General features: G+C 43.7%; 24 protein-coding genes. 13 read left to right on the forward strand and 11 right to left on the reverse strand.

Features of this window, described 5'->3' with window-relative positions; genetic code table 11:
- The first annotated feature begins 37 nt into the window (after positions 1-37).
- A complete protein-coding gene (gene aroC, locus SCB77_RS04930; RefSeq protein ID WP_320185320.1) occupies positions 38-1,132 on the forward strand; it encodes a chorismate synthase in 1,095 nt (364 codons plus the stop codon).
- A complete protein-coding gene (locus tag SCB77_RS04935) occupies positions 1,122-1,976 on the forward strand; it encodes an ROK family protein (protein ID WP_320185321.1) in 855 nt (284 codons plus the stop codon). The genes aroC and SCB77_RS04935 overlap by 11 nt, the downstream gene beginning before the upstream one ends.
- A 24-nt stretch (positions 1,977-2,000) precedes the next feature.
- On the opposite strand, the gene SCB77_RS04940 is transcribed toward SCB77_RS04935, so the two are convergent.
- The gene (locus SCB77_RS04940) at positions 2,001-4,418 is read right to left on the reverse strand and encodes an alpha-ketoacid dehydrogenase subunit alpha/beta (RefSeq protein WP_320185322.1); all 2,418 of its coding nucleotides are present in this window, start codon (positions 4,416-4,418) and stop codon (positions 2,001-2,003) included.
- A 264-nt stretch (positions 4,419-4,682) separates the two neighbouring features.
- Between SCB77_RS04940 and SCB77_RS04945 the strand changes: the two genes are divergently transcribed.
- Together SCB77_RS04945 and SCB77_RS04950 are read left to right on the forward strand one after the other, a co-directional pair.
- Positions 4,683-5,417 carry a hypothetical protein gene (locus SCB77_RS04945; RefSeq protein WP_320185323.1) on the forward strand — a complete coding sequence of 245 codons (735 nt, stop codon included), beginning with the start codon at positions 4,683-4,685 and terminating at the stop codon, positions 5,415-5,417.
- A gap of 51 nt (positions 5,418-5,468) precedes the next feature.
- Positions 5,469-5,921 (forward strand): NUDIX hydrolase, encoded by a 453-nt coding sequence (locus SCB77_RS04950; RefSeq protein WP_320185324.1) that lies wholly within the window; start codon positions 5,469-5,471, stop codon positions 5,919-5,921.
- A 57-nt stretch (positions 5,922-5,978) separates the two neighbouring features.
- Here SCB77_RS04950 and SCB77_RS04955 read toward each other — a convergent pair whose 3' ends face one another.
- Together SCB77_RS04955 and rlmH are read right to left on the reverse strand one after the other, a co-directional pair.
- Positions 5,979-6,116, reverse strand: a complete 138-nt coding sequence (locus SCB77_RS04955) for a hypothetical protein (RefSeq protein WP_320185325.1) — start codon at positions 6,114-6,116, stop codon at positions 5,979-5,981.
- 54 nt (positions 6,117-6,170) lie between these two features.
- Complete coding sequence (rlmH, locus tag SCB77_RS04960; RefSeq protein ID WP_320185326.1) at positions 6,171-6,644, reverse strand: 23S rRNA (pseudouridine(1915)-N(3))-methyltransferase RlmH; 474 nt, start codon at positions 6,642-6,644, stop codon at positions 6,171-6,173.
- A 390-nt stretch (positions 6,645-7,034) separates the two neighbouring features.
- Here rlmH and SCB77_RS04965 point away from each other — a divergent pair, with 390 nt between their 5' ends.
- Positions 7,035-7,625, forward strand: coding sequence for a riboflavin synthase (locus SCB77_RS04965; protein WP_320185327.1), 591 nt, complete (start codon positions 7,035-7,037; stop codon positions 7,623-7,625).
- A gap of 16 nt (positions 7,626-7,641) precedes the next feature.
- Here the strand turns inward: SCB77_RS04965 and SCB77_RS04970 are convergent, their stop codons facing one another.
- Together SCB77_RS04970 and SCB77_RS04975 are read right to left on the reverse strand one after the other, a co-directional pair.
- A complete protein-coding gene (locus SCB77_RS04970; RefSeq protein ID WP_320185328.1) occupies positions 7,642-9,384 on the reverse strand; it encodes a chloride channel protein in 1,743 nt (580 codons plus the stop codon).
- Positions 9,385-9,448: 64 nt separating this feature from the next.
- Positions 9,449-10,390 carry a hydrogen peroxide-inducible genes activator gene (locus tag SCB77_RS04975; protein ID WP_320185329.1) on the reverse strand — a complete coding sequence of 314 codons (942 nt, stop codon included), beginning with the start codon at positions 10,388-10,390 and terminating at the stop codon, positions 9,449-9,451.
- Positions 10,391-10,581: 191 nt separating this feature from the next.
- On the opposite strand from SCB77_RS04975, the gene SCB77_RS04980 reads away from it, so the two are divergent.
- Positions 10,582-12,747, forward strand: a complete 2,166-nt coding sequence (locus SCB77_RS04980; RefSeq protein ID WP_407028959.1) for a S46 family peptidase — start codon at positions 10,582-10,584, stop codon at positions 12,745-12,747.
- A 63-nt stretch (positions 12,748-12,810) separates the two neighbouring features.
- Here the strand turns inward: SCB77_RS04980 and SCB77_RS04985 are convergent, their stop codons facing one another.
- Both SCB77_RS04985 and SCB77_RS04990 read right to left on the reverse strand, forming a co-directional pair.
- Positions 12,811-13,371 (reverse strand): DUF1543 domain-containing protein, encoded by a 561-nt coding sequence (locus SCB77_RS04985; protein ID WP_320185331.1) that lies wholly within the window; start codon positions 13,369-13,371, stop codon positions 12,811-12,813.
- Positions 13,358-13,675 carry a hypothetical protein gene (locus SCB77_RS04990; RefSeq protein ID WP_320185332.1) on the reverse strand — a complete coding sequence of 106 codons (318 nt, stop codon included), beginning with the start codon at positions 13,673-13,675 and terminating at the stop codon, positions 13,358-13,360. Before SCB77_RS04990 ends, SCB77_RS04985 begins: the two co-directional genes overlap by 14 nt.
- Positions 13,676-13,859: 184 nt before the next feature.
- On the opposite strand from SCB77_RS04990, the gene mazG reads away from it, so the two are divergent.
- Positions 13,860-14,672: a nucleoside triphosphate pyrophosphohydrolase gene (mazG, locus tag SCB77_RS04995; RefSeq protein ID WP_320185333.1), complete on the forward strand. Its 813-nt coding sequence runs from the start codon at positions 13,860-13,862 to the stop codon at positions 14,670-14,672.
- 14 nt (positions 14,673-14,686) lie between these two features.
- On the opposite strand, the gene SCB77_RS05000 is transcribed toward mazG, so the two are convergent.
- Positions 14,687-15,385 (reverse strand): hypothetical protein, encoded by a 699-nt coding sequence (locus SCB77_RS05000; RefSeq protein ID WP_320185334.1) that lies wholly within the window; start codon positions 15,383-15,385, stop codon positions 14,687-14,689.
- Positions 15,386-15,453: 68 nt separating this feature from the next.
- Between SCB77_RS05000 and trpS the strand changes: the two genes are divergently transcribed.
- Complete coding sequence (trpS, locus tag SCB77_RS05005) at positions 15,454-16,455, forward strand: tryptophan--tRNA ligase (protein WP_320185335.1); 1,002 nt, start codon at positions 15,454-15,456, stop codon at positions 16,453-16,455.
- A 51-nt stretch (positions 16,456-16,506) separates the two neighbouring features.
- Complete coding sequence (locus tag SCB77_RS05010) at positions 16,507-17,121, forward strand: deoxynucleoside kinase (RefSeq protein WP_320185336.1); 615 nt, start codon at positions 16,507-16,509, stop codon at positions 17,119-17,121.
- Positions 17,122-17,209: 88 nt separating this feature from the next.
- Here the strand turns inward: SCB77_RS05010 and radC are convergent, their stop codons facing one another.
- A complete protein-coding gene (gene radC / locus SCB77_RS05015; protein WP_320185337.1) occupies positions 17,210-17,902 on the reverse strand; it encodes a RadC family protein in 693 nt (230 codons plus the stop codon).
- Between the two features lie 155 nt (positions 17,903-18,057).
- On the opposite strand from radC, the gene SCB77_RS05020 reads away from it, so the two are divergent.
- Both SCB77_RS05020 and SCB77_RS05025 read left to right on the forward strand, forming a co-directional pair.
- Positions 18,058-18,516 carry a peptidylprolyl isomerase gene (locus tag SCB77_RS05020; RefSeq protein ID WP_320185338.1) on the forward strand — a complete coding sequence of 153 codons (459 nt, stop codon included), beginning with the start codon at positions 18,058-18,060 and terminating at the stop codon, positions 18,514-18,516.
- Positions 18,517-18,526: 10 nt separating this feature from the next.
- Positions 18,527-18,931 (forward strand): DUF5606 family protein, encoded by a 405-nt coding sequence (locus SCB77_RS05025; protein WP_320185339.1) that lies wholly within the window; start codon positions 18,527-18,529, stop codon positions 18,929-18,931.
- An 88-nt stretch (positions 18,932-19,019) separates the two neighbouring features.
- Here SCB77_RS05025 and SCB77_RS05030 read toward each other — a convergent pair whose 3' ends face one another.
- Both SCB77_RS05030 and SCB77_RS05035 read right to left on the reverse strand, forming a co-directional pair.
- Positions 19,020-20,096, reverse strand: coding sequence for a PA0069 family radical SAM protein (locus SCB77_RS05030; RefSeq protein ID WP_320185340.1), 1,077 nt, complete (start codon positions 20,094-20,096; stop codon positions 19,020-19,022).
- A gap of 40 nt (positions 20,097-20,136) precedes the next feature.
- Positions 20,137-20,820, reverse strand: a complete 684-nt coding sequence (locus SCB77_RS05035; RefSeq protein ID WP_320185341.1) for a carboxylesterase family protein — start codon at positions 20,818-20,820, stop codon at positions 20,137-20,139.
- Positions 20,821-21,032: 212 nt separating this feature from the next.
- Between SCB77_RS05035 and SCB77_RS05040 the strand changes: the two genes are divergently transcribed.
- Positions 21,033-21,329 carry a SelT/SelW/SelH family protein gene (locus SCB77_RS05040; protein WP_320185342.1) on the forward strand — a complete coding sequence of 99 codons (297 nt, stop codon included), beginning with the start codon at positions 21,033-21,035 and terminating at the stop codon, positions 21,327-21,329.
- Between the two features lie 111 nt (positions 21,330-21,440).
- Positions 21,441-22,667 carry a metallophosphoesterase family protein gene (locus tag SCB77_RS05045; protein ID WP_320185343.1) on the forward strand — a complete coding sequence of 409 codons (1,227 nt, stop codon included), beginning with the start codon at positions 21,441-21,443 and terminating at the stop codon, positions 22,665-22,667.

Consider the following 22,667-nt stretch of genomic DNA (forward strand, 5'->3'; position numbering starts at 1 on the left):
TTGCTGATTTGGTATATTTACCAAATATTAAAAAAATATGGCTGGAAACTCATTTGGCCATCTGTTTAAAATCAGCACCTTTGGCGAATCCCATGGAAAAGCGATAGGTGTTATTATAGATGGATGTCCCCCTAATATTGAAATAGACGAAGAATTCATCCAATCAGAGCTGGACAAGCGGAAGCCCGGACAGTCCAAAATTACCACACAACGTAAAGAAAGTGACGTTGCGCAAATTCTTTCCGGCGTATTCGAAGGAAAGTCTACGGGCACGCCTATAGCCATACTTATACCTAATAAAGACCAGCGGTCGAAGGATTATTCGCACATTGCCGATAAATATCGTCCCTCGCATGCCGACTATACCTATCAACAAAAATATGGCATTCGCGATTTCCGAGGTGGAGGACGCTCTTCGGCAAGGGAAACTGCGGCGCGCGTAGCCGCCGGAGCAGTGGCCAAGCTATTCCTGAAGAAGCATGGCATCGCGATCTTTGCCCATGTATCCGCCGTTGGAACAATAGAATCACCAAATCTGGATCATAGCGACCTCGACGCATTACTTGCGCTCCGAGAAGAAAATATCGCACGTTGTGCAGATCCCGCGACGGCCAACGAAATGATTGAGCTCATCGACAGCGTACGCAAAGATGGCGATACCATTGGCGGAAAAATTGCTACCGTAGTGCGCAATGTACCGGTGGGACTCGGCGAGCCGGTATTTGACAAATTGCACGCAGACTTGGCAAAAGCTATGATGAGCATCAATGCGGTCCACGGCTTTGAATACGGATCCGGATTTAGTGGATCAGCGATGCGCGGATCCGAACATAACGATATTTTCATCAAAGAAGGCGATAAAGTAAGTACCCGTACCAATTTCTCCGGAGGAATACAGGGAGGTATCTCAAACGGAATGGATATTACTTTTCGAACAGCTTTCAAACCGGTTGCAACCATCATGCGCGACCAAGATACCATAAACGAAGCTGGCGAAAACACCAGCATCTCCGGAAAAGGAAGACACGATCCTTGCGTGGTATCCCGAGCGGTAATCATCGTCGAAGCGATGACCGCATTAGTTTTAGCAGACCATTTTTTAAGATTTAGAGCATATAAGAATGAACAGTAATTTCGTGGTAGCTTCGGATATAGGTGGGACACATATCACGTCTGCTGTTGTCGACATCAATACATGGCAAATTCTAGAGGATACGATCTCTAGATGCCATGTAAATTCAAGGTCAGATGCTAAATCGATTTTCTTATCATGGTGCTCTTCCATCTCGAAAGCGATAGAAAGTTGCAATAGCGCTATCTCAAAAGTGGGAATCGCCATGCCGGGACCGTTTGATTACGAGAATGGAATATCGCTGATGAAAAATCAGGATAAATACGATGCACTATACCAAGTGAGTGTAACAAATGGCATCTTGGACAGCTTAAATACAGAAAAAGATATTCGGTTTATAAATGACGCCGCGGCCTTTCTGCAAGGAGAGATTTTTGCGGGCAATCTGCAGCACAAGGATCGGATTTTGGGCATCACGCTGGGAACCGGTCTTGGATCTGCGGTATGGAACAAAGGTGATAAGGCTTTTGATGCCGACCTTTGGAATGCTCCTTACCGATCGGATATCTTTGAAGAATACCTAGTTACACGCTGGTTTACTAAACGTTTTGCAGCGTTGAGCGGTATACAGGAAGATGGTTTTAAAGATATCATCAGCAAATACAGGGACACCCCCGCCTTTGACCAGTTGATGCAGGAATACAGCACGGCGCTATACGATTTTCTATCTTTTTTCGCGGAAAAGCATGACAGCAACACCTTCATTATTGGCGGTAACATTGCCAATGCATGGGATGTCATCAACCAATATAACGATAAAATTGCCGAGAAATTTGAGATATACACCGGCCAATACGCAGAAAAAGCTGCCATTATCGGTGCAGCTTCCTTATTTTCCAACTAAAAAACTTCGTAGAATATCCTATGCTTAATACAGCTTAGGATATTCTACACTGTTATATTCACTCATCATTTCGTAAGCCAGTTCAATCACGTCATCCACTGATGGCTTGGTAAAATAATCTCCGTCGGAGCCATAAGGCGGACGATGAGCTTTAGCCGATAGTGTGCGCGGCTGTCCATCCAAATTGAAGTAGCCATTTTGTTTTTCAATAATTTCCTGCAAAATAAAGGCACTTGCCCCACCAGGCATATCTTCGTCCACCACCAGCAGTTTATTTGTTTTAGCGAGTGACTTCCCACACAGGTGCGTCCGATCGAACGGTTGCAAGCACTGTGCGTCAATAATCTCGATAGAAATCCCCATCTTTTCCAACTCGATGGAAGCCTCCTGTACCACGCGAAGCGTCGCACCATAGGAAACAACGGTAATATCTTTCCCCGTGCGGATCAATTCGGCCACACCAATAGGAACCGTAAAATCACCCACATTAACCGGCATCTTCTCTTTGAGCCTATATCCATTCAAACATTCAACAACCACTGCAGGCTCATCCGAACGCAACAGCGTGTTGTACATACCCGCCGCTTGTGTCATGTTACGTGGAACACATAGGTGCAGCCCACGCAAGCCCCCCAGCAGGACCGTCATCGGAGAACCAGAATGCCATACGCCTTCCAACCGGTGGCCGCGTGTACGAATAATCACCGGCGACTTTTGTGTTCCTTTTGTTCGGTAACTCAGGCTGGCTAAATCATCACTCAAAACAGGCATCGCGTAAATCAAGTAGTCGAGGTATTGTATCTCCGCTATCGGCCGCAAACCGCGCAACGCCAGCCCTATACCTTTGCCGATAATGGCTGACTCCCGAATCCCAGTATCGAAAACCCGTAATTCACCAAATTTATCTTGCAATCCTGCAAAACCTTGGTTAACATCGCCAATCTTCCCAACATCTTCACCAAAAGCCAAAATGCGCTCATCCCGCTTAAAATTAGCTTCGAAACAGGCGTTCAATACCTCCCGCCCATCAACCAAATGCCCATCACCATCATATGACGCCGCGACAGCATCTACCTGCAGTGGCGAATCTTGGGTGTCTGTAAACAATTTATCATTGTAGCGATCGTAATTCTTTTCCTGCTTACTGGCAAACCACTGCAACAATGCGTCTTTCTTGACAGACTTCACTGTTCGTAAATCCCGGATAGCCCGGCGCACGTTGCTATACACTTCTTTTAACGAAGGCTCTGCCAATGACTGCAAAGTACGCAAAGGAAGCTCTACCGCCTCCTCGTCTAACTGACGTAAAAGCCCAATGGCTTCATCCAGATCCTTTTGAATAGTTTTATGGTAGTCCGCCCAAGCGCGACGTTGCTCATCGCGCACAAAATCTTTCGACTCCTGCTCTATAGCCAACAACTCATCCTCTTGCGCAATTCCAGATTGCAACATCCAATGGCGCATTTTCACATTGCAGTCAAAATCACCCTCCCATTCCAACCGCTCTTTCGATTTATAACGCTCGTGAGATCCCGAAGTAGAATGCCCCTGTGGTTGGGTGATTTCTGTTACATGAACAACACAAGGTATGTGCTGCTCACGAGCCACCCGTGCAGCCTGCTCATATACTTCGCACAACGCCGGATAATCCCAGCCCCGTACCCTGAAAATTTCGATTCCATTGCCATCGCCGTTGCGCTGAAAACCTCGCAAAGCCTCTGATATGTCGGCCTTAGCCGTTTGTATCTCGTTCGGCACAGATATACCATAGCCGTCATCCCATATCGATATCACTACTGGAATCTGCTTTACAGCAGCTGCATTAACCGTTTCCCAGAAAACACCTTCCGAAGTCGAAGCATTGCCAATAGTACAGAAAACAACCTCATCTCCCTTTTGGGAAAAGTAGGTTAAATAGTCTAAATTTCGGTTATCGCGATACAGCTTGGAGGCAAGCCCCAGCCCCATCACACGAGACATTTGCCCACCAGTGGTTGATATATCGGAAGCTGAATTTTTCTGTAACGTTTGGTTCAACCAATTCCCCGAAGAGTCCAAAAGCTGTGTCGAGAAATGACAGTTCATCTGCCTGCCGCCCGACGATATGTCGGCTTCCAAATCCGGGTTGGCATATAGCTGTGAAAAGAAATGGTAAACGTTGGATATGCCTGAAGCGAACGCGAAAGTTTGATCCCTATAATAGCCAGATCGCCAGTCTCCCGCTTGAAAAACCTTCGCCAGCGCAATCTGGGCAATCTCTTTCCCATCGCCAAATATTCCAAATTTAGCTTTACCTGTCAACACCTCTTTGCGCCCAAGTAAACTCACAAATCTACTTTCCATGGCTAAGCGGTAGTCGTTCAGAATGATTTCACGAAAATCATTAAAGCTAATCTTCGCTGTTTCGAAATCACTGTTTATGTTCATCGTAATATTTGACATATTGAAACCGGTGGTTTTAACAAAAGTAGTAAAATATACCTGTTATTCCCAATTCTTCCCCCACTGTCAACGGCAAGCCCATGACCCACAATCTGCTACAAATTACGATATTTTGTCAACTTTATAAAATGCGATGATAGATCGTATTGACAAATGCTTGCTCACTTGCCCCTCAGCAAACATCGCCATTCAAAATTGGCCAACGAAAATTTTTGTTTACAGCAATTATCATTACTTTTAGGCTCTTTTTAGAAAAAAAACAGGATGAGTAACACGGAAAATAGGAATACAATGGCACAAAGCTCGTTCGGCGATCTCGAAAAAACAATCATTATCAACAACTTAATGAGTACGCCATTCGAACAGCGAGACCAGCATTGGCGCAAGGAATTCTTGGACAACATCGCGGGTGCAAATCTCAAACTTGGCAATCCAGAGGTTATCATGAGTAACGACAATTTCCCCTATTTCCAACTAGAAACAATCAGTGCGGGTGAAAACTTCCAAGCAATCGTGATTCAACATCAACTCGATACAATACTTGAACAAGGTTTCGGTGTAGCTATTAATCCGCAAGCTGGCCGACCAGATTGGGTATTCTCCTACGGAGATTTACTCAATCTGAAAGCAAATAACGAATTTTACACAGATCACAGCGTTTTTTCCAACCCTAAAGAATACCAAAGTATAGGAAAAGACGAAGACATTCTCGTCGGACAACCGTCGGAAGCCATTTTGCCCGCCGTGCTACGGCAACATCTACGCGAATTCCTGCAGCATTCCGGAGTAAAAAATCCGAAGGTAATGCTTATTGCCCGCAACTACACCGACGAGGAAAAGGCATCCCAAGATCTCGTTTTCAACATGATACCGGCACAATTTGCCCATGAAAAAGATTTCGAACAGATCATGAGCAGCATACGTTGGTTTTTACCGAAACACTATAGTTTCTTCGGTGTGGACGAGATGTCTATTGAAAACGGCTTTATGCCTTTATAATTAACAGGATTAAAGTATTCCTTATATGGAATAAAATAAGAGAAAAAGGTAATGTATTTATTTAACGTCCGCGTTTACGGCATCTTGCTTAATGACAACAATGAAGTGCTGATTAGCGACGAAAAAACGCAAAATGTAGCCTTCACCAAGTTTCCTGGCGGAGGATTGGAATATGGAGAAGGATTGATCGACGCGCTAAAAAGAGAATTTCTGGAAGAATGCGATCTCCGTATTGAAGTTGTACAGCATATCTACACCACCGATTTCTACGAAAAATCAAGCTTTAACGAGAGCCAAATCATCTCCATATATTACCAAGTTCGTCCGCTAGAGAACATTCAATTCGACGTTAAGGTGAGTCCTTTTGATTTTTCAAATGAAAAACAGCAAGAAAAAGTCGAAGTATTTCGTTTTGTGCAGCTCAATCAGTTGGAGGAGGATGAATTGACATTCAAAACGGATAAAATGGCTTGGAAGGTGTTCAAAAATATAGTAAACAAGTAGGCCGCTGGCTTCAGAAGAATGCGAACGGCCTACTGAATGGCCATTATAAAGCCTTAGCTAGATATACTTCGTTAAATAATAGAGAACGATGATGATGACAATACAGGAAATAATCAAGGTCTTGTTTCGTCTCGAATCATTGTAAGAATCTTCACTTTTAAATTTGTACTCTCGCTTAAACTTGTTCATATCCATGATAACCTCCTTTTTTACTATGATGATCGAACAGGCTAATTTACATAAAAGTTTTTATTCGTGATGATAGGGTCCTCCACGCATAATGGTAAATGCCCGATATACCTGCTCCACAAAAAACAACCGGATCATCTGGTGCGAAAATGTCATCTTGGAAAGTGACAGCTGTTGGCCTGCCCTTCGGTACACCGCATCGGAAAAACCATATGGGCCTCCGATCACGAAAACCATATGGCTCACAGAATCCACCATTTTTTTCTCCAAAAACCGAGAAAAATCTACCGAACGGTACTCTTTTCCGCGCTCATCCAACAAAATCAACAGATCGGTATTTGAAACTTGCTTTAAAATCAATTCCCCTTCTTTATCCTTCTGCTGTTCTTGACTCAAATTTTTCGAGTTCTTAATATCTGGAATAAGGATAATCTCAAAATTAATGTAGTGCTTCAACCGTTTTAAATAGGTGTCGATACCACTTCTGACGAAGCCATCATCCGTTTTACCAATACACAACAAACTGATTTTCATGAGATAAATTTAAAAAATTACGAAAAAACCATATCGGCCTTACAAAAAAAAGAAAAAGCCTGGAATAATCGGGCGATTTCCCAGGCTTTAAAATATAACCTCCGTTAGGAGGTAATCAACCTAAACCTAAGACAAAGGTACAGCATAATATTTGTAACTCACAAACTTTTTTGTTTAAATAGTGATTTATTTTTTATTTCTCGACTTAAATAGCTGATTATCAGATACAAAAAAAAGGTTTTCAAACGGGGAGAATGAAAACCTTAAATAACCAATTATAAACCTAAATTATGATAGAACAAAATTAGTGTATTTTTTACACTTTACAAATTTTTTCAACTATTTTTTTTGAAAGCCGTTCTTTACCTTTGTAAAAAAGCAGATAAAACTATGTTTACTGGAATTATTGAAACCTTAGGTACCGTAACAAAAGTCGAGCACGATCAAAGCAACATTCATTTCTTTATTACCTCGTCCCTATCGAAAGAACTGAAAATTGATCAAAGTGTGTCGCACAACGGCGTATGTCTTACTGTGGTCAACGTACAGGCCGATAGCCACCAAGTTACGGCCATCCAAGAAACATTGACAAAGTCGAACTTAGGAACACTAAAGGTCGGTGATCTAGTGAATATAGAACGCTGTACCTTAGCAAATGGACGCTTTGATGGACACATCGTTCAAGGACACGTGGATCAAACAGCTATTTGCACAGCAAAAGAGGATCAACATGGAAGCTGGTTGTTCACATTTGAATACGACCCTACACAGCAAAATATTACTGTGGAAAAAGGGTCGATCACCGTAAATGGTATTAGCCTTACCGTATTAAACTCGACAAACAACAGTTTTGCTGTGGCAATTATCCCTTACACCATCGAACATACCAACCTTCAACATACCAAGGTCGGTGACAGCGTCAATCTGGAATTCGATATTGTTGGTAAATATGTATCAAAAATTATGGCCATGCGCGGATAAGCATGGCCATGATTGGTTACTCTAGATAATGTCCCTGTCGCACTAGCAGCGCCCGATACTTATTGAATACACTGGATTTCGAAACAAATCCAAGATAGCGATTGCTTTCATCCACCACAGGTAATATCCATACATCATCTCTATTCATCTTGGACATCACAATCTCCATATTTTCCCTTTCTTGAATAACATCATTGGGTTTCTGCGCCAGCTTATCAAAGGTCTTTTCAACACCTTCCTCCTCGCCCAGCAACACCGAAAACAAGTATTCACTATAAATAGTACCGAGCAAGACGCCCTTTTCATCCACTACAGGAAAAATATTCCGCTTAGAATGGATAATATCGGACTTTCGGTCATGAGGTGTTTCTGTAGGCCGCAAGACAACAAAATTCGTCTCCAGTACATAACGGAGCTTCATCATACTCAGCACTGTGCGATCTTTATCTTCATAAGATAATAAGTCACCCGACTCCGCCAAAACCTTTGTGTAGATAGAGTGCTTCAATATAGACCGATTAATGAGATAAGATATCGACGTAACCAGCATCAACGGCACCATCAAGGTGTAGCCACCCGTAATCTCTGCAATAAGAAATAACCCCGTGAGCGGCGCATGCATAATCCCGGCTAAAGCACCAGCCATACCGGCCATCACAAAATTGGGCACGTTAAGCATGACAAACCCCGTTTGGTTCATCCCATAGGCAAAGGCAAAACCAAGGAGCCCTCCCATCACCAAACTGGGGCCAAAAACACCACCATTACCACCACCATTTAAGGTAAATAAGGAGGCCAACGATTTCGCGAAAAGCGTAACAACGGTATAGGATATCACTACCCAAGCAATATTTTTATAATCCGAAAACAGACTATTCTGTACGATAGCATCGAATTTTCCATCCAAAATCTGCTGTATGGTGATATAGCCCTCTCCATACAAAGCGGGAAATACGAAAATCATTAAACCCAATGATATCCCACTGAACCACACTTTATTGTAAGGATTGGAAATACGCCCAAACCAACGTTTTACAACATTACTAATTTTCGCGAAGTAGACCGTATACAGCCCCACGATTACAGCTAAGACGATATAGAAAAAGAGTGCTTCCACTTCCCATTCGGTTGTGGCCGTATGGAAAAGAGGTTCACTGTAAAGCAATCGCGAGACGACAGATGCCAAAGCAGCCGATATCAGCAAAGGAATAAAGGCCGGAATGGAAAACTCGGGCAACAAGATCTCGATCGCAAAGATCATCCCTGCAATCGGACTGTTGAACGCACCGGAAATACCCGCCGCCGCTCCGCAGGCCAGCAACATGGTTATCTCCTTGTACTGCAACCCAAAAAAGCGACCGGTATTCGAACCTATCGCCGATCCACTGTAAGCTATCGGCGCCTCCAATCCGCACGACCCGCCAAATCCAACCGTTATCGCACTAGTAACAATCTGCGAATAGATGTTGTGCGGCTCTATCCTACTGGATTTCCTAGAAATGGAATAGATAATCGGCGTAATACCATGCTCCAAGCGTTTGCCGCGCAAAAACTTACGCACGTAGATCACACTAAACAAAATTCCAAACAAAGGCAAAATCAAATAAAACGAATACTTAAAATGCCAATCTATATCATTCTGCAAAGTTGATGCTATAAAGTGGGTCAAGCCCTTCAACAGTGCGGCCGCCAAACCACCAATAACGCCCACAACGAAAGCCAGGATAATCATAAAGTTCCGGTTGGAAATCTTATGCATCCGCCACTGATTTATTTGGTCCAGTTTTTTGTAGATCGTAAATTTCATTGCTCTATTATATTGCTTACAGCTCGAAGCCCATCACTTCTTTTCTTTTTTTCGTCTTGAACCGATCGGGAACAAGTGCGATAATCTCGTTCTTCAATGCGGTTACCGCTTGCTTTTTTACAAAATTTGGGGTCGTAACGATACTAATCTCCCGAACAGGTTCCGGCGCTCTAAAATACCGAACTTGCCCCAGTTGATCTTCATCATAGCCCAAAACGCTCATCTCCGGTAAGATTGTCAAACCACCATTGATATCCACCATACGCTTCAGTGTTTCCACACTACCTGTATTATATTCAAACGTTCCTAGTGCCCCTTGGTTATGTTTATATTGGCAAAGATTCAATACTTGCCCCCGCATACAATGTCCCTCATTGAGAAGCCACAGCTTTTCATTCGCAATCTCGTCTGTGGTAACCATTTTTTTCTGAAAAAGCGGACTATGCTCGGATACATAGGCAACAAAGGTCTCGTAATACAACGGTGTTTCCTCAATGCCCGACTCATGCAATGGCGTTGACAGAATTCCGCAATCCAGCTTACCCAATTTGAGTTCCTGCAGGATGCGTTCGGTGGTATACTCCCAAATCTGTAGCTGCAACTTTGGATATTTCTTCAGAAACGCAGTCAATATATCGGGTAAGAGATAAGGTGCGACGGTAGGGATGACACCAATTTTAAGTTCCCCTGAAACTTCGCCTTTACTCTCCAGCAATAGTTCGGCAATTTTCTTGCTCTCATTCAAGATGACGCGTGCTTGCTTAATGATTTTTTCGCCAATCTCTGTCGGAACAACCGGCTGTCTGCTGCGATCGAATATTTTCGCGCCGATGGATTCTTCCAGCTTTTGGATCTGCATGCTTAATGTAGGCTGCGTCACGTAGCAGTGCTCTGCCGCCGCTACAAAACTGCGATACGTATCCACTGCAATAATATATTCTAATTGAACAAGGGTCATGCTATAAATTTTAGCTATGCAAAGGTAGCTATTTCAACGCGCTTCAGCGATTATCTTCCACTAAAAGTTAACATCCAACGAATCATGCCCCATCGATCTGCTCATTCCTACGCTTGCAGACCGTTCACTCAAGGGAGTAGCTTTGCTTTAAAAATGTTTAGTAACTTTGGCCTATTCTAAACAACAACATGATGACGACATTAAAATTAAAAGGCAGCTTACTCTGTTGCTTATTGATCACGGTGAGCGCTTTTAACTTTTCTGCCATACCCGATGAGGGTATGTTTCCATTGAGCGAGCTTGGAAGGGCCGGACTGAAGAAAGCGGGATTAAAAATTACCGAAAAAGAAATCTATAACCCAGGACAAGTGGGCTTGGTTGACGCCTTGGTTCAGGTAAGCGGATGCACCGGATCCTTTGTTTCTCCAAATGGATTAATTGTTACTAATCACCATTGCGCATTTAGTGCCGTACAGTTGGCCAGCTCGCCCGAGTTCAACTACCTAAAAAATGGCTTTGTTGCAAACAGCTTGGAACAGGAAATTGAAGCAAAAGGTTTGACCATACGGATAACCGACTCGTATAGCGACGTGTCCGATGAAATCTTGAATGCTGTATCTGCCATTTCCGATCCGGTAGAACGGATCAATACCATCAATAAAAAAAGGGCAGAAATAGCCCAGAAAGCGGAAGCGCAAGACCCAACCATTAAGGCTGAAGTATCGGAAATGTTTATTGGAAAAACTTATGTGCTGTTTCGATACAAAACTATTGAAGATGTGCGCCTCGTTTATATACCTCGTCAAGATATAGGTGAATTTGGCGGAGAGACCGATAACTGGGTTTGGCCACGCCATACCGGCGATTTTTCTTTTCTCCGCGCCTATGTAGCTGCAGATGGTTCTTCTGCCAAATACAGCACTAAGAACGTACCCTATAAGCCAAAAAAACACCTTAAAATAAATCCACAGGGCGTCAATGAGAACGACTTTGTATTTATTCTAGGCTACCCAGGCCGCACATTTAGGCACCGACCAGCACAGTATATCGAGTATCAGGAGAAATTCCTATTGCCCTATACGTCCAATCTCTATGATTTCCAAAATCAACAAATGCTTAAAGCGGGTAAAGACAACGTATCTACGGAACTGGCTTTGGCTACACGCGTCAAAAGAAATGCAAACGTCTTAAAAAACTACCGCGGAAAACTTAAAGGGTTGCATAATATAGACCTGATCACACAAAAACGCAAAGAAGACGAGCAACTGGCTCAATTTATTAACAGCAAGCCTGAGTTAAAAAGCAGATATGGCAGCCTAATGCATGATATCGAACAGCATTATCGCTCTGTTTTCGAAGTTGCGGAAAAAGAACTTTGGTTCAACAACATGTATAGCTCTACCTCTTTGCTGCGCACAGCCAATACGATCAACAACTTTAAAAGTGCTATTCTTAAGCAAAATGGACTAAAGGCACAGGAAGAATTCTTCGCCTTAAACATTCTTGAAGTAAAGCGTCATCTTGACGCTATCTACGCGAGTTATAATCTGATGGTAGACAAAGCCGTAGCCGAACGTATGGTTAAAGATGCATACCTCTTCGAAGGCGCAAATAAGCTAGCATATATCAGCAAACAAGGATTTCCAAGTGCCGAGGTTGCTGCAGATGCCGTAACCGCATCCATCGACAAATCCAAGCTAAACAACAAAGAGTTGCTGTATAGCACAGTGCTTAAGGACTTCCAATCGATTAAAAACTACAATGACGATTTGCTATCCGCACAGAAAGAATTGGATATTGAACTGACCGCCTTTAACGACGAGCAAAAACGTCGGGAAGGGGTGCTGAACAGGTTGATGGGAGATTACGTTGCTGTTAAAGAAAAATACCAAGCCAAAAGCTTCATCCCCGACGCAAACTCTACGCTTCGTTTGACTTTTGGCAACATTAAGGGGTACAGTCCTGTCGATGCGACCTATATGAAGCCTTTTACCACCATTAAGGGCTTAATCGAAAAAGGCAACTCCGGGCTGGAGGAATTTACTTATCCAGAAAGCATCAAGACGGCTTGGCTAGCCAAGAATTTTGGCGCCTATGCAAAAAAGGAATTGAACGACGTCCCTGTAAATATCCTGTATAACATGGATACCACCGGAGGTAATTCCGGCTCGCCTATTATGAATGCCTATGGCGAGCTCATCGGTGTTAATTTCGATCGATCTTATGATGCCACCATCAATGATTTCGCGTGGAATGAAGACTACAGCCGATCTATAGGTGTCGATATACGATATGTGTTGTGGATTGCTGACAAGATCGACAATGCACAGTTTATCCTGAAAGAAATGGGCATATAACAACAATGGGATTGTGGCACGGTCCACAATCCCATTGTTCCATCACGGTATAGCAAATATTCGCTAATATTCTGCGGCCAGTTTTGAAAACTTAAGGTAGCCTACATGTACCTCATCGGGTCTACCTGCAGATTCCTTCTCTTCGATCAACAATTTAAACCGCTCGCGCATCGCTTTCGGAAGTGCATCTTCCACAGAAAACACATCGTCTACATCAAGGCCGTATTTATCGTCGATATGTGGTGATATATAATCTTTGAAAAAAGAACTCCCTTTTGCAGCTTTGGTCGCACCCGCCACATCTTCGGCAACCACCAGCTGTTTATAATGATATTCTTCAAAGTCCTGCCCCCGATATCCTCCCAAGTTCACAAAAAAAAGCTTCCACTTACTCGTTGGTGCTGCTTCACGCGGCAGTACGGAAATGCTATAACCTTCCACTACGCACACTTCTCGCCAGGCATCTACATGCAATTTACCATCGGCCTCCGGCCAAAAATTTACCATAGCTGGTTTTAACTGCCCCAGCTCATCGCCAATTCCAAAAAAAATATCGTGTTGCTCCGTAAAACGTCCTTCGGGCTTACAGCCGAGCAACACCATAAATAGTTTACTTTCCAACATGTTGATCGTGCCTATATTTAAGCTCTAATTTAAGGATAATATCTCTTTTTTTACCCTCAACCAGCGATAAATTTCCGGCAACAAAAACGCCTTTTTTTCCATTTTTCTCATTAGAAATGCCATAAACTGTCGATTCATCATCGGGGTTGGATGCCCCCTCATAGCGGTACAGGTGGTCTATCTTGTAGTGATCTGCGTCTTCCAAGATCTCATCAAACGCAATGTTAAAATCGATAGTGTAACCCATGTTCTGCAAATTAGCAAGTGCCACATCGGTCGTTTCATAGTTATGTTTTGTTTCCATAATGTTCATCCTTTATCCTAAATAACACCTTCATGCCGACTTCTGTTTTATTATTTTTCCGGAAATAGCCCCCGTGCACCTTAAATGTGGCTGGCTGCATATATTGAACGACGAATTGTGCATCTGCCTGAAATTAGCTATGTTTGAACTACAGTAGTACGACAGGTACATTTAAACGTTATTTATGCCATACATTGCTCCAGATCCCCAAGAAAATCCAGGTAAAGCTTTTGAGAGACTTCTTACTATTTTGGACACCCTACGCGTCGCATGCCCATGGGACAAAAAGCAGACCATGGAGTCGCTTAGACACTTGACCATAGAGGAAATGTATGAACTCACGGATGCCATTTTAGAGAAGGATTTTGCGGAGATTAAAAAGGAGCTGGGGGACGTCATGATGCATTTGGTGTTTTATGCTAAAATTGCCAGCGAGCAGCAACAGTTTCATGTCGTCGATGTGCTGAATACCGTATGCGACAAACTGATTGCTCGCCATCCCCACATTTATAGCGACACCGATGTGGAAAATGAAGACGATGTAAAGAGAAACTGGGAAACCATAAAACTTGCCGAAGGCAATAAATCGGTATTGTCGGGTGTGCCCAAAGGACTGCCTGCATTGGTAAAAGCTTACCGAATACAGGATAAGGTGCGCGGTGTGGGTTTTGATTGGGAAGACAAAAGCCAAGTGTGGCTTAAAGTAGAAGAAGAATTGGCCGAATTCAAACAAGAATTTAATATGGAGAGCGGTCAAGTTGTGGATCAGGAGAAAGCAGAGTCGGAATTTGGAGATCTTCTGTTTTCGTTAATCAACTATGCGCGCCACCTACACATTAATCCTGAAAATGCGCTAGAGCGCACCAACAAGAAATTTATCCAACGATTCACCCATCTGGAAAAACGAGCAGCGGAAAACGGTCAATCCTTGCAGGAGATGACCCTCGAAGAGATGGACGTATATTGGAACGAAGCCAAAAAGCTTCAACAACCCTAGCCTATCAAGGTCGGCTAAGGCTCGTCACAATCCAGTGTGTCAACCTTAACAAAAAGCGCCATAAATTTCTCCATCTGCGTACCGTCGTAATCGATATGCGCAACGAGCCTATTGGCATTATTCCACCAACCGTAAACCAGCACATAATCAAAGGCCAAGTCTTCCTTATTAGGTTGTTTCAGGCTTTCCTGATAATTATCCCATAAACTTTCAGGCCATGCATTTTCCTTCATCTGATCCCGAACCAGTTCGAGATAAGCTTTCATTAACACTTCTCCACCAGCATGTAAAGCCGTCCCATAATAGTGTGCCCTACTTCCCTCTTCCACCGCAGTAACAAGCGCAGCGGGTTGCTGTTTAGCATTTTTCTGAACAATCTTTAGGGCGTAGGTCTGTTTTACGTAGTTCAGCACATCAACCTTCAATCGTTTGAAATAATCATTATTTACCGGTTGCAAGTTGTTCAATGTTTCGATCGCGCTGTCGTATCGCATCTTCAACTCCTCCCCTGTTCCACTATCATCAATATAATGCCCCGTTTGAAAAAGGGCATAGCTGTCGCGCAATTGACTAGCACTATACTTCTCGGCGTCGTAGTAACCCCGATAAGAGCACAACTCGTCGCTAAATTCGAAGATTTTATTTTGTGCATAAGCCCCGCCAAGCAGCGAAAAAAACAGGAGCATGATCGTTGTAAAATATCGCTTTTCCATAGTATACAATTGAAAAACTAATATAGGGAGCTTGCGCGGATTTAGCAATTTATACGTAAATTCGCGACATGAAGGAAACTGTCGTTAGCGGTATTAGAAGTACCGGAAAATTACATTTGGGCAACTACTACGGGGCGTTGAGCAACTTCGTAAAAATGCAGAACGATTATAACTGCTTCTTTTTTATTGCCGATTTGCACTCCCTAACCACGCATCCCACACCGGGCGACCTCAGTCGTACCGTGCGTGAGGTTGTTGTGGAGTACCTTGCCGCTGGAATAGATCCTGAAAAGTCAACCATTTACGTGCAGTCTGACGTTCCTGAAGTGGCAGAACTGTACCTCTACATGAATATGAATGCTTATCTCGGTGAGCTCGAGCGCGCCACCGCCTTTAAGGATAAAGTGCGTGCCAACCCCGACAATGTAAACGCCGGCTTACTCACCTATCCCGTACTTATGGCCTGCGATATTTTGTTGCACCATGGCACTAAAGTACCGGTGGGAAAAGATCAGGAACAACATCTTGAAATGACTCGTACCTTCGGCAATCGTTTTAACAGGCTATACAATGTCGACTATTTTAAGGAGGCTTTTGCTTTTTCTTACAGCGACAAGCTTGTTAAGATTCCGGGACTTGATGGTAACGGAAAAATGGGTAAATCAAATGGTGAGGCTAGTTGCGTGTACCTAAGCGACACTCCGGAGGTGATCCGCAAAAAGGTTATGCGTGCAGTTTCGGATTCCGGACCAACGGAAATGAACCAGCCAAAGCCAGAAGCTATCCAAAACCTGTTTGACCTCATGAAAGTGGTATCCTCCGCAGATACCTTGGCACATTTCGACGAGCTCTACAACAGCTGTTCGATTCGCTACGGAGACTTTAAAAAACAGCTCGCCGAAGATATGGTCCTCGCCACAGAACCCGTCCGTTCTCGTATACAGGAGATATCCAGCGACGAAGAGTACCTGAAGAAAGTAGTGAAGCTCGGCGCCGAAAAAGCTAGCGAGAGTGCTAGAAAAACTATCCGCGAGGTTCGAGAAATCATCGGTATCAAGCGGTTATTTTAAGAAACAACGTTTCGTTTTAATTTTTAATCCTTACATTTTTAATTGGAGAACATGCATTTAGCCATCGTAGGAAATATTGGAGCTGGAAAAACAACCTTGACCGAGAAACTGGCTCGTCATCTCAATTTTGAACCCCAATTTGAAGCTGTAGAAAACAACCCCTATTTGGAAGACTTCTACAGCGACATGAAACGTTGGGCCTTCAACCTTCAAATATTCTTCTTGAATAGTCGTTTTAGACATATCGTAGACCTGCAGAGCCGTGGCATCAACATGATCCAAGATCGTACCATCTACGAAGATGCTTACATCTTTGCCGAAAACCTTTACGATATGGGCTTGATGAGCGCACGCGACTTTGAAAACTACAGCAACATTTTCCAAAGCATCGTGCACTATATCAAACCTCCAGATCTGCTGATCTACCTACGCGCTTCGGTGCCCACCTTGGTCAGCAATATCCAGAAAAGAGGTCGTGACTATGAATCAGCGATACGCTTGGATTACCTATCCAAGCTCAATGAAAAATATGAAAAGTGGATTGGTAATTACAAAGAAGGAAAATTGTTGATCCTCGATAAAGACAACCTAGATTTCGCAAACAATCCGGAAGACTTAGGACAGATCATCGGAAAGATCGAAGCAGAAATGTTCGGACTTTTCTAGTCTTTCCTCTAGATCAAATACAATGCCTCCAGCAATCCCTAAGAAGGAACTGCTGGGGGCATTTTTGTTTTATGCCAAGGATCTACCATTACAACAAGCCTTCGTCTCGAAAACTGTAATAGGAGCTATTTGTGAAAATGACATGGTCGCTCACGCTGATATCCAGTAGCGCAGTTGCACCGACGATCTGTTTAGTCAATTGTTTATCTTCCGGACTGGCCTTTAATGATCCCGATGGATGATTATGCATGAGGATAATGGAACTAGCGGTATTTTGAACGGCAAATTTCAGAATAAAACGGATATCGACTGGTGTGAAATCATTCCCTCCGCGCCCGATCAATTGTTTATCCTTTAGCTTGCACGCTGTATCTAGATAAAGAACCCAAAACTCTTCATGCTCCAAATCTTGCATGGTAAATCGAAAATAATCATATACACGCCTACTGCTGTTGAGCAAAGGCTTCGACTCGGGCTCAGATTCACGACGACGGCGGCCGAGCTCCAAGGCCGCGATGATGGAAATAGCCTTCGCCTCACCAATGCCTTTATAGCCACAAAGCTCTTTGACCTCCAATTTGGAAACATTGTCCAAACTGTTGTTTGCGCCCGAGAGTATACGCCGACAAAGCTCTACGGCACTCTCATCTGGTGACCCCGACCCGATAAGGATCGCCATCAATTCGGCATTGGTTAATGAACGCCGCCCCTGATCCATTAATTTTTCGCGAGGACGATCAGCTTCTGACCATTCCCGAATAACAAGTCTGTGTACTCCCATCTCAGCATTTTTTTCCTAAACAAATATACTAATTTTTTTAGTAATTTAAAATCGAAAATCCTATTTTTAAATCGATTAACAATTCTTAACCAATTCTAGGGGCACATTTCCGTTATAAACTTTATCTTTGCAGTTCCGTAAGTAATAAGTAAACTATGAGCAAAGCAATTATTAAGACAGAAAAAGGCGACATGACTGTGCAATTCTACACAGAAGACGCTCCAAATACCGTAGCAAATTTCATCAAATTGGCGAAATCTGGGTATTACGATGGATTGACTTTTCACCGTGTGATTCCTGACTTTGTTATTCAAGGAGGTTGCCCAAATAGTCGTGAAGGTGCTACCGGCATGCCTGGAACTGGAGGCCCTGGATACAAAATTGATTGTGAGTTGACAGGAGAAAATCAATACCACGATCGCGGTGTGCTTTCTATGGCACATGCTGGACGTAACACTGGCGGTTCACAATTTTTCGTTTGCCACAGCAGAAACAATACGGCGCATCTAGATAGAAACCATACCTGTTTCGGTAAAGTGATTGAAAACGTGGATGTGGTGGACGATATCCGTCAAGGCGACCGCATTTTGAGCATTGAAGTAATTGAAGATTAATTTCCGTTTCATGAATTTAAGAGCATTAGTATCAGTAACCGGAAAAACCGGCCTTTTTAAATTGATCGGTCAAAATAAGGGTGGATTTATCCTCGAATCGCTAGATGAGAAGAAGGTAAAATCTACCGTAAACCTTTCGACCACAAAAATGGCTACGTTGGAAGATATCACCATTTACGGCGAAGAAGAAGAAATCAGGTTGTTGGATGTATTGGAGGCCGTAAAAGCATCTGGAAAAGATACACCAGACGTAAAGGCTGACGGCGAAACGCTACGCGAGTTTTTTCGCGAAGTAGCGCCCGGACACGACGAATCACGTGTCTACTCCTCAGATATCAAAAAAATCATTTCTTGGTATAACATTATCAAAGAATTACCTTTATTTGAAGAGGAAGCTCCTGCGCCTATTCAATAGGGTATCTTCGATGATCCATTAAAAAAACCTTGATAAAGCATGCTTTATTAAGGTTTTTTTTCGCAAAAGCAGCCAACAAGGCGAAGGATCAAAACAAGCGCATCTGCGGGCTTCGGTTGGGCCTTTCAAAAAGATCTGTACGCAAAATCGGGTAATCTTCTTTATCCATATATTTCTTTACGGCTGATTTAAACAGCTGCCGAATTCCATTGGCTATCTCACCATCTCCGCGTATCCTACGCCCCCATTCGCTATCGTTTACCTTTCCTCCATGACAGGATTCAATACCGTGCAGCACTTTCGCCGCACGATCGGGATAGTTTTTATGCACCCAATCTCGAAAGATATCTCCAATAGCGCCATTCAAACGAACGATGGTATAACTTGCCCATTTCGCTCCTGCATCGGCAGCACTTTTTATCAGTGCGGGCATCTCATCGCTGTTGATGCCGGGCACAATGGGCGCAATCATCAACGATACGGGAATATTCCTTTCAGCCAACTGCTCGATAAGTTTCAGCCTCGACATGGCCGTCGCTGTCCGAGGCTCCATCTTACGACGCACCTCCTCCCTCAAACTATTGATCGTCACCGATACGCTAACCAAGCCCATTTCGGCCAACGCACTGAGCATATCCAAGTCACGCAGCATCAAAACATTCTTGCTAATCAATGAAACAGGGTGTCTGTAGGTCAACAAAGTAGACAGTAACCCTCGGGTTATGCCCAACTTACGCTCGATAGGTTGATAACAGTCTGTATTGCCCGACATAAAGATCACCTCCGGACGATAGCTTTTCCGTTCAAACTCCTTTTCTAACAGTTCTACAGCATTGTACTTGACCAATATTTTTCTTTCAAAATCAAGCCCCGCACTATATCCCCAATATTCATGTGAATTTCGGGCATAGCAATATATGCACCCATGCTCACAACCCTGATAAGGATTCAAAGATTGATAGAAACCGATATCGGGACTGTCTACTCTAGAAAGGATTACCTTGGGATAGGTCGCGATTATTTTCGTGCTCTCCGCACCAAGAAAGGGCTCATCCAAACCCTCCACATGCTCCTGCACATATTGATTGGAAAAGAACTTGTTATTAGGATTAACCTGTGCTCCTCTTCCTTTTAGATATTCTTCCTGCGATTGATCCAAACCCATATTCAAAAATACTAAAATATTTAGTATTTAAAAATAGGTTTTAGTTATTTTTACGATGTTGAAACAACCATTCATACATATCGCCTCGATGGAAAAGGCGTTCAACGCTTCCGTGCGTACCGCCCGGAATAATCGTCAATTTCGCTTCCGCATCCGGGTTCACCTTTTTTATGGCATGGTATATTTTTTTGGATTCCGATGCAGGAACCGCGCGGTCTGCACTGCCGTGTTGTATCCACAAGGGAACAGTGGCCAAGCTTTCTGCATATTTCATTGTACCACCCCCACAAATAGCCACCGCCGCAGCCACCAACTCGGGATATTTACCAACAAAATCCATTGTTCCATAGCCACCCATGCTCATGCCACAAACATACACCCTATCTTCATCAACATTATAATTTTCCAATACATACGACAAAACGTCCTTCACCTTGTCAGGATCCCATCCATTGGAAGTCTGTGGCGCCACAACGATGGAAGACGGCAATTCTACGCCCCTGTTTTTTGCATAAAGCACACCGTATCGCTTCACCCGGTTTAGATCGTGCCCCGAAAGACTACGCCCATGTAAAAAAATCAATAGTGGGTTTTTCTTTTCTTTATCGTAATGCTCGGTATCGATCAGAAAATTATACGAAGTCTTTCCTTTCACAGCCTCTTGCTGCCCATAAGACATCTGCGATGCAAACAGCAACAGCAGCAAAAAATATTTCCAATTCATGTTAATCTGGTCGGTAGCATGTAAGACTAATCAATTTCAGGTACCTAAAATACGATAATATAGCCACATAAGCAAGGCCCCTGGTGTCAATCCAGTTTACCAAAAGACAATAACACATCGCACACTGCCCGCGATCCATGTAGATCATCCGGATGCCAAAAATGGGTTTTATCTCTCCTCCTATTTGCTTATTTTTGAAAAAAGGAGCTGTCATGAAACAAACCGTTACCATATTATATTGTCCGAAATGCGGATGGATGTTGCGTGCAGCATATTTTGCTCAGGAAATATTGACGACTTTCGTCGATGATATCTATGGTGTAACGCTCGTACCTAGCGAAGTAAGCGGACGTTTTTCCGTTTCTGTAGGCGACATACTTCTATTCGATAGAAAAGTAGAAGGACGATTTCCAGAAACAAAAGAGCTGAAACAGTTGCTGCGCGATGTCGTTAATCCAACAAAGAAACTTGGACACTCCGACAAAAAGGACAATCAAACGGAGGTATAAACCGCTACTTGGCAATTCGAAATAAGAGGAAACCGTTAATAAATTCCCCTTATGCGCCAAAGACAGGAAAAGCTTACAGGCAGTGCTTTCCTTTCCAAACTTGAACACAGCATGAAAATATTACATACGGCAGATTGGCACCTCGGAAAAAAACTGGATTATTTCTCCCGCTTGGAGGAACAGCGCGAGGTGCTTGCCGAGATTAGTGAAATAGCCGAGCGCGAGCAAGTCGATGCTATCATTATCGCGGGCGATCTTTTTGACACGTTCAATCCGCCAGTGGAGGCCGTAGAGCTGCTCTATAAAACACTGCGCCGGCTGAGCAATAATGGCGAGCGTCCCGTTATCGCCATTGCGGGCAACCACGATAGCGCCGATCGCATTGACGCCCCTGATGCTCTGGCCCGCGAATGCGGAATCATCTTCGTTGGATACCCCAAGGCGCGGGTCGTCCCATTTGAGGTACAGCATGGCTATGCCCTGTCCAAAACCGATGATGGGTTTATCGAGCTACTCCTACCTCGCCATAATTATCCACTCCGCATTATCCACACGCCTTTCGCCAATGAATTGCGCTTAAAACAGTTTCTTGGACTGGAAAGCAAAGAACAAAAACTCAATGAATTGCTGCACGAGCACTGGCAAACTGTTGCCGATGCCTATTGTGATGAACAAGGGGTAAACATGCTCACCGCACACCTTTACATGCTTAGACGTGGAGGCGAAATACTGGAAGAACCCGAAGGGGAAAAACCCATCAAAGTGGGACACGCCGATCTGATCTATTCCGACGGTATTCCTAGGCAGATACAGTATACCGCACTGGGACACCTCCACCGATTTCAGGAAATTGGCGGGCATCCGGCGCCTGTTGTTTATCCCAGCAGCCCACTAGCCTATTCCTTTGCCGAAGCCGGACAGGAAAAAGGGGTTGTCATTATCGACGCGAAGCCTGCACAACCCGTCACCTACGCTAAAATACCCTTGAAGAGTGGCCGCGCACTGCACCGAAAGAAGTTCCTGCATATCGATGAAGCTGTGGCTTGGCTGCATGCCAATCCCTATGCCTTGATAGAACTGACCTTGGTCAGCAACACTTTTCTAAGCTCTGCTGAGCTAAAACGCATACACGAAGCCCACGATGGCATCATTCATATCATCCCGGTCGTCAAATCCGAGGAAATGATAGAAGAAAAAGTACAATCTATCAACCTCGACCAGGATATAGATGCCTTATTTAAGGATTATTTTCAATATCGCCTCGGACAAGAGCCCAACCATGAAATCATGCAGCTACTCAACGAAGTGATAAACAGCAACACAGAAACGGAGGACTAA

Source organism: Sphingobacterium bambusae, assembly GCF_033955345.1.
Taxonomy (GTDB): Bacteria; Bacteroidota; Bacteroidia; order Sphingobacteriales; family Sphingobacteriaceae; genus Sphingobacterium; species Sphingobacterium bambusae.